We start from the raw sequence: 10,223 nt of genomic DNA on the forward strand, positions 1-10,223 counted from the left end.
ACACCTTCAATCCCTTGGGCGGCATTATGAGCAGGCCGCCGATCGACGCCATCAAACGCTTGGCAAGGCCGAGCCCAAGGCCGTCGCGGTCGTCGCCAGCTTCAGGAAAAGGAAGCCCATCGTCATCGACGATGATGGTCACATCGCGGTTACCGTTCCTGCTGATCGTCACCCGGATATGTCCGGCCTTGCCCTCCTCGAAGGCGTGTTTGATGGCATTTGTCGCTAGCTCGTTCACGACAAGCGTAAGGGTCGTGATCTGGTGTGGGGAGAGACCATGCACCTCGTGCCCGGTCTGCAAGGAAATCAGGATGCCGCGTGGCTCCGCCTGGGCATGCAGCGCCTCGCACACCTGCCGCAAGGCCGCTTCAAGGCTTACCTGCCGCTCCCGATGCATGGCACTTCGCGAGCGAGCCAGAATGGAGACTCGTTCCATTGCGTCGGAAAGCGCCTGCCGCACCTCGGGGCTGGCGGCACGCCGGCTCTGAAGCCCCAGCAAGCTGACGACAAGCTGGAGGTCGTTGCTGGCCCGATGGTTCGTCTCGCGCAGCAACAGGTCGTCGCCCTGTGCCGGCTGACGAAGGGAGGAAATGCTCGCCACCTTGCCCTCCCGACTATGCCAACTTAATTTGTGAGGATTGGTCGATGTGCAGATAGCGTGGATCGAACCCGCCGATGTGGCGAAGCTGCGCCACGTTCGGAATGACCATCCTACGGTTTTCGGTCGCGACCACACCGTCGGTGCGGAGCTGCTGCATCGTCCGGTTGACGTGAACCGAGGTGAGCCCGAGCGCATCGGCAACCTGTTCCTGCGTCAACGGGAACGCAAAGCTGCTCTCGTTGCCGTCTTCCACGTCGAGCCGCACGCTCAGTTCACAAAGGAGATGCGCCAGCCGCTCTTTCGCCGATCGGCGGCCAAGCGACAGCGCCCATTTGCCGAGAGTGGCGTTCTCGACCAGCGCCAGCCAGGTGAACGTCCGCGCGATACCCGGATACTGCGCGGCGAGCGCGAGCGCCCGATCGCGCGGCAGTGTCACGATCATCGTGTCGGTGAGCGTCCGCACACCGTAATCGAGCCGGTCAAATAGCAGCGAGTCCAAGTTGCCAATGTCGCCGGGCACCAACAGCGTGGGGAGCTGACGGCCGCCCTCCCTTGTCGTGGTGTAGCGGCAGGCCCAGCCATCGGCGACGATGAACAGGCTGTCGGCGCGCTCTCCCTCGCGCACCAGATCGGTGCCGGCCCTGACGGACTTCGCGGGCAACACGCTGTCCTCAAGCGCGTGCTTCTCCTCACGCGACAGGAATTGCGATGTCCAAAGGCGCGTGCCTTCCAACCGCGATGCGTGGCGCGGTGCGATACGATTGTCCGGTAAACTCCTGGACTGCTGAACTTCGATCACGCTGCTGCGGCCTGGGTAGATGCAACCAAGGCAAGTCTTTCAAGATATGCCTCCGCGAGCTGGTGGTGTGCCCTTACCACTTCGGGAAGCGTCGCTTTTTGGGCGCACTCAAGCTCGACTTCGGCTCGATGCTGGTAATAGGATCGGTCATCCTCGAACATACCGTTTCCTCCGCTAGATCAGTTCGCCATCGATACATATCGGCTGGTTCCCTCAGGGGAAGATGGGCGCGGTCAACTGTGGTGCGGACAACATTCCTTAACCCATGTTGCCGCAGCGGGTTTGATGCGAGCCGGTCAGCCAGTGAGTGCTAAAAAGGCTGATTTCTGCGGCTTTTTGGCGAAGATGTGCCTTCCATTGCGGACCTCGGCCGCAAAGTGTTGGGTATCCCACAGACGGCATTTGGGTTATCGGCGGCTCACGCCTATATGATTGTTATCGCTCGCCATCACTCAGGGCGCGAGCGGCTGAAAGAGTGCATTGCGCTTTCGCCCCGACTTCGGGGGGCGATCATGTCGCAGCCAAACCAGACTTACACGCCCAACATCCTGCTCAGCGCGCTTTCAGAGGATGATCTGGAACTCCTCAAGCCCCACCTGACCCGCGTGAAGCTTGCGCGCAGGCAGGTGATCGTAACGCCCAACACACCGGTCGAGCAGGTCTATTTCCCAGAGGGTGGGGTCGTCTCGATCGTATCGATCATGCCACAGAGCGGGCGCATCGAAGCCGGCATCTTCGGCCGTGAGGGAGTGTCGGCCACCTGCCTCCTGCTCGGCACCGATCGCTCCCCGCACGAAACCTTCGTGCAGGTCGACGGCTCGACCGCGCTTAGGATTGATACAGATCAGTATCTGGCTGCGATCCAGCAAAGCGAAAGCCTGCGCATGATGCTGCTGCGCTACGTCCAGACCGTTCTCGTCCAGACCGCGCAGAGCATGGCGACCAATGCCACGCAGCGAGTGGAGGCCCGGCTCGCGCGCTGGCTGCTGATGTGCCACGACCGGGTCGATGGCGACGAGATCGCGCTGACCCACGAGTTCATGGGCATGATGATCGCCGCCGAGCGAAGCGGCGTCACCATCACCCTCCACATCCTCGAAGGCGCCGGCATGATCCGCTCGACGCGGGGCCTCGTCGTCATCCGTGATCGTGCTAAGCTCGAGGACCTAGCTGGCGACAGCTATGGCGTGCCGGAAGCCGAGTATCGCCACCTGATCGGTCCGTTCGGGCCGCCGTCCGTCGTGCTCCCGTTCGAAGACCGGACCAACCCGCCACTTTGAAGCGCGAGGCCGCGACTGTTGGGTATCACACCGAAAGTTGGCTGGCCGCTTGGTCTGCCGTGACTATAATTCGGAAGATCGTTCGCCGACATCAAGGGCGCGGATGACTGGAAGATGCGTTTCGCTTTCGCCCCAAGGTTTTAGGGCGATCATGCCGCAGCCAGATGAGCATTTCACTCCCAATACCCTGCTCGGCGCGCTTTCCGCCGATGATCTCGAACTGCTGAAGCCGCACCTGACGCGGGTACCGCTCGCGCGTGAGCAGATGATCGTCACTCCAAACGAGCCCATCGAGCATGTCTATTTCCCTGAAGGGGGCGTCGTTTCGATTGTCTCGGACATGGCGACTAGCGGGCGCACCGAAGCCGGCATCTTCGGGCGGGAAGGCGTATCGGCAACTTGCGTCCTGCTCGGCACCGATCGTTCGCCGCACGAAAGCTTCGTTCAGGTTGACGGCTCGACCGCCCTGCGCATCGACACGGACCAATACCTCGCGGCGATCAGACAGAGCGAGAGCCTGCGCACGATGCTGCTCCGGTATGTCCAGACGACCCTCGTCCAATCCGCCCAGAGCACGGCGACGAATGCCAGCCACCGTGTGGAAGGCCGACTCGCCCGCTGGCTGCTGATGTGCCACGATCGAATCGACGGCGACGAGATCGCGCTGACCCACGAGTTCATGGGCATGATGATCTCAGCCGATCGCAGCGGCGTCACCGTCACCCTGCATATTCTTGAGGGCGCGGGCATGATCCGTTCCAAGCGTGGCCGGGTCATCATCCGGGATCGCGACAAGCTCGAAGAACTGGCGGGTGACAGCTATGGCGTGCCCGAAGCCGAGTATCGCCGTCTGGTCGGTCCGCTCGGGCGGGAGTCGGTTGACCTGCCGTTCGAGGGCAAGGAGTCACGCCCGCAGTGAGCTTGAAGCTGCCATACAACGAAAATAGCCTACTACCGTATCACCACCTCGCCGGCGTCAAAACCGAACGGTTGTGACACCGTATGGATGGCGGCTTGCTGCCCATCCTGTGCAAAGCAGACCTAGAACTAACCACCCACCTCAGAGATCAGCGCCTGAGCGACGCGCTGGGCATCACCGATGGCTCCCGTCCGCAGCGACCGACGCACTCACAGCCGCTGATCCTTGGTCCGACGCGGGCCCTACTACGATCAACCCGCAAGGGGTTCGCTAAGCAGAGCTTGCGACCGCTCCGGCTTCGCCTCCGGGTGATCGCGGTCCCGCGCCGGACACATCGGGCGCCTGTCGAGCGGGGGCGGTCCCCGCTCCCGAACAGGAGCCGGTCCGATGCCGCTTTCCCTCGCCCAGAAGAACGCCTGGAGCCTCGCCCGCACCCTCATGGTCTGCATCATCCTCTTCAAGGCAGGTTCTGGCTACGGGGTCATGCCGAGCGCCGAGTTCGATGGCGATCCGGCCACCGTGCTTCACGAGTACGACCCGTGGCTTTGACGGCGTGCATCGCAGCCGAGGCCGGCGGGAGCGCAAATCCGTACTCCCGCCGAACCGCTTCCTCGGCTATACTGATGTTCGCGCCGTGGCGGTGGTGGAGGCGCGACCGTTCCTCATTGCAACGGAGACCATCGCCATGATCATCTTTGGCATTCTCGCCTCGTTCGCAGCGCTTGGCGCAATCTGCTGGCTGCTGTTCAACCTCGCCGTCTTCGCCTTGCCGTTCTTCGCCGGTGTATCTGCCGGCATGGCCGCGTTCCACGCCGGTGCCGGTCCGGTTGGCGCATTCGCTGTCGGCATCTTGGCCGGCGCAGCGACTTTGGTCGCGGGCCAACTCGCCGTCACGCTCCTACCATCGCCGCTGCTGCGCGGCGGTGTCGCGCTGCTGTTTGCGGCCCCGGCGGCGTTCGCCGGCTTTCACGCGTCACACGGGATCGCAGCTATCACCATGACGTCGGAAGTGTGGCGGCAGGCGTTCGCCATTCTCGGAAGCCTGATTGTCGGCATCACCGCGTTCGCGCGGGTGTCGCAGCCGCTTCTCCCGTCCCCGCCTAACGTGGCGCAGAACGACCATTACCTGCCGGCAAAGTGACGCTGTTTGCCCGGTCAGCTCAAGGGGCCCAAGTCGTCGCGAACCCCGCCGGCAGGGCCCGGCAGGGTAGCGATGCTCTGGTCTGGTTTGCCTGACACTGACGGACCAGAGGTGAAGTGGCGTCCCGTCCTCAAGGTGCGTCGAAACGCAGCGCTGGCTGACCAACTGGACTGACCCAATCCCGCCCTGGATCCGCTGTAAAGTCAGGTCTTTTCGGTTCCGATCTCAAACGGTGCAGGGGCGGTGCAGGGTGGATCACGGAGAACCCTGGCCGCCTACCTGCACGCCAGAGTAGCCGAATGCGCGCTTGGTGACGCTGCCGTCTTGTAAACGACCGTTGGGTGCGCCAGCCCTCCTGCGGATCGGTGTCGGGAGCACGCGGCCCACTGCCGCCTCTGTGATGGCCTGATCTGGCCGAAGACCGGCTGAAGCCTCGATCCTCAGCCGCAACGGCGGCGGCCAACTTTCTTCCCCTGCGGCTACGCCGCATTCCTCGCGGGACAAGAAAGCCGCCCGCCGCCGTCCTCCGCTGCGCTGCGGCCCAGCGAGCTGGGTGCGGCGTCGATCGCCTCCGGCCCTTCGATCGCCATCGAGGCCGCGATGGGCGCGGGCTCGAGACACCAAAGGAGATCAGACATGGCGACCATCGGCACCTTCAAGAAGACCGGCAACGATTACACGGGCTCGATCACCACTCTCAGCGTCCAGGCCAAGGGCGTCCGCATCGTTCCCGAAGAGAACCGCGCCAACGATAACGCCCCCAGCCACCGGGTTTTCGTCGGCAAGGCCGAGATCGGTGCCGCCTGGACCAAGCGCTCCAACGAGGGCCGCGACTATCTGGGCGTCAAGCTGGACGATCCGAGCTTCACCGCTCCCATCTACGCCAACCTTTTCGATGACGAGGGCGACGACAGCTTCAGCCTGATCTGGTCCCGCCAGCCCGAGCGCAACGGCGACTGAGCCGGATCGCCGATCCCCGCCCGGGCCATCCGGGCGGGGCATCGCGACTTCTATCGGGCATAGCCGAGGCGAGCCCGGAACGCTTTTCGAAAAGGCTTGCCTCCTATCCGCGCGGTCGAGCATCGCGAGGAGTCCGCGGCGCCTTGCCTTCGGGCGGCGGGGGCTGCGGGCTCGCGTCGAGGAGCGCAGCCGGCTCGATTCCGAGCGCCTGGGCTACCTCGTGCACGGTCAGGAGCGTCACGTTCTGCGCACCGCGTTCCATGCTGCTGATGTGAGCGCGGTCGGCGCCCATGCGAACGCCGACCGCTTCCTGGCTCAACCCGGCCGCGAGACGGTGGCGGCGCAAATTGGTCCCGAAGAGTCGGCGAATGTCCATCGCCAGGATGGACACCACTCGCGTATTCCGCTGCTACGTATTAGAATACGCGACAGGGATCGAGGGAGAGGCGTCCACTTGGTGGCTTCCCGGTTGCGAAGCACACCAAGGTGCGCATAAGCCTCGCTCCCGATCCTGGCGGGAGCTGATCGGGGAGAGTTGCGTGCCAACGACGTCGACCGCCATTGATGAAGCGCCGCCCACGTCCGAACACCTCACCGACTACGACCGGCGACATCTGACGACGTACGCCCGCCTTCTGGATGCGGCAGCGGATGCAGCCGACTGGCGAGAGGCCGCCGCCGTCGTGCTCGGTCTCGATCCCTCGGCCCAGCCTGAACGCTGCGAACGCATCCACGCCGCCCATCTCGAGCGCGCGCGGTGGATGACGAGGATCGGCTACCGCGACCTGCTGGTCTGCCGTTCAAGTCATTGATGTTGCCCAAGTTGCACCGCGTGTTGCGGCCTGCGCGACTTCCGCCGTTAACTTGATGTTGTAGCCTAACTCAGGGCGTACCTCCCCGACTCAAGAGGAGCACGTCGGAGGAGGAGCGTCGCATGTCCGGTCCGGGCGGCGACTGGCGGAATGGCCTGGCGTACGAGTATTTCGACGATTTGGGTCCCGATCAGGTCGCGTTTGAGTTCTTACGCCGTAACGAGGACTACGCAGCCGAGTTCGCGAAGCTACGTCGCTTACCGGAAACTGAGGATCCTCCGCCGGAGCTCTCTCAATGGGGGTTGCGATTTCGCGGTCGACCCGCACCTCCGGTCAGATCAAGCGACGGTCATATGGAACGCGCAATCCAACCCGCGGATGGCGATCTTCACGACAATGCCGTCCGGCTTGTGCAACGCGCCGGGTCTTGCTCTGGCGAGTCCTTCGTTCCTCGCCACGTCGGCTGAGGGAAGCTATCTCGACCTGCTGGCATTGCCGCCGGAAAGACGCGCGCTCCTCTTGGGTGAAGCGGCACCTGGCGCGCTCGCGCTCGTGCTTCCGCTCGACGGACTGTTCGAGGACCGAATCGACACGGCGCGGCGCCTTCATCGTCTGCTGGTGAAGGGCCGAGCCACGCCATCGACTTTTACGGCCTATCGACGCCGCCGTCTTCGGCTCGCCTTACGCGCCCTGGACGGTACGCTGAGCGGTGCTGATTACCGTAGCGTAGCCGAAGTCCTGTTTGGCGACCGGGTTCCGCGTGGCGCAGCGTGGCGCGACGATAGCCTGCGCGGCCAGGTCATCCGCCTCGTTCGCTACGGTCTCGACCTCATGCAGAGCGGCTATCTCGACCTCCTGCGCCCGGAGCGGCGGCAGCCGAAGAGGCGCCGCCGCCCGTAAAGGCTCCTCGGGGGATGACGCCGACCCGGAGTTAACTTCGTCATCCATCCCGCCGGGGGTCCTTCGCCACGATGCTCCGCGACCGCCGCCTCTAGCCGGCAGCGGCCGATCACATCCGGAGCTATCCCTATGCCCGACCCGCTCGCCGGTTTCCCGCCACGCTATCTGCGCACGCCCGAGGCGGCGCGCTTCCTCGGTCTGTCCGGTCGGACCCTCGAGAAGCATCGCACCTACGGCACGGGCCCGCTCTACTCGAAGCTCGGGGGCCGCGTGGTCTATCGGATCGACGACCTTCAAGCCTGGGTCAATCGCGGCGCCAAAGCGTCCACCTCGGACGAGACCGGCCAGAGCGTCTCGCCAGCGAAGCCGCACGCGGCTCCGCTGGCGCGCTACGCCGGCCAGCCACATCGCTGACGTCGTGCGGCGCCAACCCAAGTCGACCGAGCGTACGTCCCTCGACGTGTTCGAGGCGCTGAGCGGTCCGATCGCCGCCCGCGACCAGCGCGACCTCATGGAACGCCCGTTCTTCTCCCTCGCCAAGGCGAAGCGCGTGACCCCGATCGCCTACCAAACCGGAAATACGGAAGTGCAGGTCTACGCCGTTGCGGAACATGGCATGGCGACGATCTGGGACGCGGACATCCTGATCTGGGCTGGGTCGCAGATCGTCGAGGCGCTCGATCGCGGCCTGCCGACCTCGCGCTTCTTTCGCTTCACTCCCTACCAGCTCCTGACCGCGATCGGACGCGCGACAGGCAATCGCGAGTATCAGCTCCTGCGCGGCGCGCTCACGCGCCTGCAATCGACCGTGATCCGCACCACCATCCGCCAGGGCGAACAATGGCGACGGCAGCAGTTCTCCTGGATCAACGAGTGGGAGGAACTCGTCACCCACGCCGGGCGCGTCGAGGGCATGGAGTTCGTGCTTCCCGACTGGTTCTACCAAGGCGTCCTTGATCGCCGGCTCGTGCTGACCATCGATCATGGCTACTTTGCCCTGACCGGCGGCATCGAGCGCTGGCTCTACCGCGTCGCCCGCAAGCACGCCGGGCGGCAGGTAGAAGGCTGGCGTTTCGATCTCCGCCATCTGCATACCAAGAGCGCTTCCACCGCACGGTTCACCGACTTCGCGCTGGACATCCGGCGGATCGCCGCGCGCCAGCCTCTCCCCGGTTATCGGCTTGAGATCGAACGTCTGTTCGACGCGACCGGCCTTCTTGGCGAGTTCATCGTCATGCGCCCGAACGGGCCGTCCGAGCTAGTGGATAACTCACGCTCGGGCTCGCCAGCCTATCGGGACTTCGGGCGCAGCCGTATCGGGACTTCAGGCGCACGATCATCGGGACTTCGGGCGCAAGCCGTAAATACGGATGGGGCAAAATCCGTCGTTAATCAGCAGCTTACGTTCAGCCTCAAAGCCCTTAACTCTGTAACTGAATCTAACTCTAAAGATGCGCGGGCGCGCGAGACCGTGGATAACTCGGTCTTGCCAGCAGGGCGACGGCCATGATCGTCGCGCTCGTCAATCAGAAGGGCGGCGTCGGCAAGACCACGCTGGCGCTGCACCTCGCCGGGCGATGGGCCGGGAAGGGGAAGCGCGTGGTGGTGGTCGATGCGGACCCGCAAGGGTCGGCGCTCGACTGGTCCGAGCAGCGCGCCCGCGAGGGCGTGGCACGGCTGTTCGGTGTCCTCGGTTTGCCGCGTGAAACGCTGCATCGCGAGCTACCGGCGATCGCCGCTGACGCCGATCATGTGATCGTCGACGGCGCGCCGCGGATCGCCGGCGTCGCGCGCTCCGCTTTGCTCGCCGCCGATCTGGTGTTGATCCCCGCCACGCCGTCGCCGCTGGACGGCTGGGCGTCGGCGGAGATGCTCCGCCTGCTCGACGAGGCACGCGTGTTCCGGCCCGGCTTGCCCGCGCGCATGGTGCTGAACCGCTGCGCGGCCCGCACCGTCATCGCGCGCGAGATCGCGGAGGCGTTGGCCGAGCACGACCCGCCCGTGCTCGGCGCCCGCATTGGGCAGCGCGTCATCTTCGCCGACGCCGCGCGCACCGGTCGCCTTGCCGAGGAGCTCGATCCGGGCTGCCTCGCGGCCGCCGAGATCGCCGCTCTCGCCGCCGAAATCGAGGGCCTCGCACCATGAGCCGGCCGCGTCCAACCTCGCGCTTCGCGGCGCGACCCGGCGCGGCCGACGCTTGGGTGCGCGAGCCCGGCGCCAGTGGGGCTTCCCCCGTCGAGTACAGCGCCCGGCTGACGATCGACGTGACCCCGGTGCTGCGCGGCCGGATCAAGATCACGGCCTTCGAGCGCGGCATCACCGTCGCAGAGATGCTGCGGACGCTGCTTGAGCGCGAGTTCGGCGATAGTGACGCTGACCATGGACCCGTGCCGTGACCGCGCTCACCGAAGTCGAGCTGATCCACCTCGAAGGCAAGATCGAGCGATGGATACGTTTCGGTCGTGAGACGCAGGAACGCATCCTCGATCGTCGTCGCCGCGTTCTAGCATTCGCCCCGGGCGCGGTGTTCGCGTTCGTCCGCTGGGCCTCCAACGACTACGGCACCATCGTCAGCCGGATCGACGTGCTCCGCGCCGTCGATCCCGGCCAGTCGCTCTCGACCGTGCCGTTCGTCCTGCCAGGCGCGGAGATCCTGCTGCGCATCTCCGGCTGGCCGAAGGTTGAGCAGGTGCTCGCGGCCATCGACCAAGTCGAAGCGCTCGATCTGCGCGCCGAGGACGCCTGCCCGGATCACTGGCTGTTGATTTCCACTGAGAGCTGACCCGGAGAAGGCATAGATTTCCACCGAGA

General features: G+C 65.0%; 16 protein-coding genes and 1 pseudogene. 13 read left to right on the forward strand and 4 right to left on the reverse strand.

Going from position 1 to position 10,223, the window contains the following annotated elements; all coding sequences use genetic code 11:
* On the reverse strand, positions 1-601 hold a 601-nt coding region (locus ACFE65_RS16555; protein ID WP_375383466.1), incomplete at its 3' end, for a sensor histidine kinase.
* Between the two features lie 13 nt (positions 602-614).
* Positions 615-1,400 carry a Crp/Fnr family transcriptional regulator gene (locus ACFE65_RS16560; protein ID WP_375383467.1) on the reverse strand — a complete coding sequence of 262 codons (786 nt, stop codon included), beginning with the start codon at positions 1,398-1,400 and terminating at the stop codon, positions 615-617.
* A gap of 347 nt (positions 1,401-1,747) precedes the next feature.
* Between ACFE65_RS16560 and ACFE65_RS16565 the strand changes: the two genes are divergently transcribed.
* The 4 genes from ACFE65_RS16565 to ACFE65_RS16580 all read left to right on the forward strand — a co-directional run bounded on the left by ACFE65_RS16565 (position 1,748) and on the right by ACFE65_RS16580 (position 4,740).
* The gene (locus tag ACFE65_RS16565; RefSeq protein ID WP_375383468.1) at positions 1,748-2,680 is read left to right on the forward strand and encodes a Crp/Fnr family transcriptional regulator; all 933 of its coding nucleotides are present in this window, start codon (positions 1,748-1,750) and stop codon (positions 2,678-2,680) included.
* 151 nt (positions 2,681-2,831) lie between these two features.
* Positions 2,832-3,599 (forward strand): Crp/Fnr family transcriptional regulator, encoded by a 768-nt coding sequence (locus tag ACFE65_RS16570; RefSeq protein ID WP_375383469.1) that lies wholly within the window; start codon positions 2,832-2,834, stop codon positions 3,597-3,599.
* A 387-nt stretch (positions 3,600-3,986) separates the two neighbouring features.
* Complete coding sequence (locus tag ACFE65_RS16575) at positions 3,987-4,148, forward strand: hypothetical protein (protein ID WP_375383470.1); 162 nt, start codon at positions 3,987-3,989, stop codon at positions 4,146-4,148.
* Positions 4,102-4,740, forward strand: coding sequence for a hypothetical protein (locus tag ACFE65_RS16580; RefSeq protein WP_375383471.1), 639 nt, complete (start codon positions 4,102-4,104; stop codon positions 4,738-4,740). The genes ACFE65_RS16575 and ACFE65_RS16580 overlap by 47 nt, the downstream gene beginning before the upstream one ends.
* A 479-nt stretch (positions 4,741-5,219) precedes the next feature.
* On the opposite strand, the gene ACFE65_RS16585 is transcribed toward ACFE65_RS16580, so the two are convergent.
* Positions 5,220-5,378 (reverse strand): hypothetical protein, encoded by a 159-nt coding sequence (locus ACFE65_RS16585; RefSeq protein ID WP_375383472.1) that lies wholly within the window; start codon positions 5,376-5,378, stop codon positions 5,220-5,222.
* Between ACFE65_RS16585 and ACFE65_RS16590 the strand changes: the two genes are divergently transcribed.
* Entirely contained in the window at positions 5,377-5,700 is a 324-nt protein-coding gene (locus tag ACFE65_RS16590; RefSeq protein ID WP_375383473.1) for a DUF736 domain-containing protein, read from the forward strand. The two genes, ACFE65_RS16585 and ACFE65_RS16590, sit on opposite strands and share 2 nt — an antisense overlap.
* 103 nt (positions 5,701-5,803) lie before the next feature.
* On the opposite strand, the gene ACFE65_RS16595 is transcribed toward ACFE65_RS16590, so the two are convergent.
* Complete coding sequence (locus ACFE65_RS16595; RefSeq protein WP_375383474.1) at positions 5,804-6,094, reverse strand: helix-turn-helix domain-containing protein; 291 nt, start codon at positions 6,092-6,094, stop codon at positions 5,804-5,806.
* A 145-nt stretch (positions 6,095-6,239) separates the two neighbouring features.
* Between ACFE65_RS16595 and ACFE65_RS16600 the strand changes: the two genes are divergently transcribed.
* From ACFE65_RS16600 to ACFE65_RS16635, 8 genes and pseudogenes are all read left to right on the forward strand, one after another.
* Positions 6,240-6,512 carry a DUF2285 domain-containing protein gene (locus ACFE65_RS16600; RefSeq protein WP_375383475.1) on the forward strand — a complete coding sequence of 91 codons (273 nt, stop codon included), beginning with the start codon at positions 6,240-6,242 and terminating at the stop codon, positions 6,510-6,512.
* Positions 6,513-6,634: 122 nt separating this feature from the next.
* Entirely contained in the window at positions 6,635-6,979 is a 345-nt protein-coding gene (locus ACFE65_RS16605; RefSeq protein WP_375383476.1) for a transcriptional regulator domain-containing protein, read from the forward strand.
* A complete protein-coding gene (locus tag ACFE65_RS16610; protein WP_375383477.1) occupies positions 6,891-7,412 on the forward strand; it encodes a DUF2285 domain-containing protein in 522 nt (173 codons plus the stop codon). Before ACFE65_RS16605 ends, ACFE65_RS16610 begins: the two co-directional genes overlap by 89 nt.
* 129 nt (positions 7,413-7,541) lie before the next feature.
* Positions 7,542-7,826 (forward strand): helix-turn-helix transcriptional regulator, encoded by a 285-nt coding sequence (locus ACFE65_RS16615; RefSeq protein ID WP_375383478.1) that lies wholly within the window; start codon positions 7,542-7,544, stop codon positions 7,824-7,826.
* 46 nt (positions 7,827-7,872) lie between these two features.
* A complete protein-coding gene (locus ACFE65_RS16620; RefSeq protein ID WP_375383479.1) occupies positions 7,873-8,922 on the forward strand; it encodes a replication initiator protein A in 1,050 nt (349 codons plus the stop codon).
* Positions 8,919-9,557 (forward strand): ParA family partition ATPase, encoded by a 639-nt coding sequence (gene parA / locus ACFE65_RS16625; protein ID WP_375383480.1) that lies wholly within the window; start codon positions 8,919-8,921, stop codon positions 9,555-9,557. Before ACFE65_RS16620 ends, parA begins: the two co-directional genes overlap by 4 nt.
* Entirely contained in the window at positions 9,554-9,808 is a 255-nt protein-coding gene (locus ACFE65_RS16630) for a hypothetical protein (RefSeq protein WP_375383481.1), read from the forward strand. Before parA ends, ACFE65_RS16630 begins: the two co-directional genes overlap by 4 nt.
* Positions 9,805-10,170: pseudogene (locus ACFE65_RS16635) on the forward strand (DUF2840 domain-containing protein); the annotation flags it as partial. The gene ACFE65_RS16630 and the pseudogene ACFE65_RS16635, both read left to right, overlap by 4 nt.
* Positions 10,171-10,223: the final 53 nt, after the last annotated feature.

The sequence above is a fragment of the uncultured Sphingomonas sp. genome, assembly GCF_964237335.1.
Lineage (GTDB): Bacteria > Pseudomonadota > Alphaproteobacteria > Sphingomonadales > Sphingomonadaceae > Sphingomonas.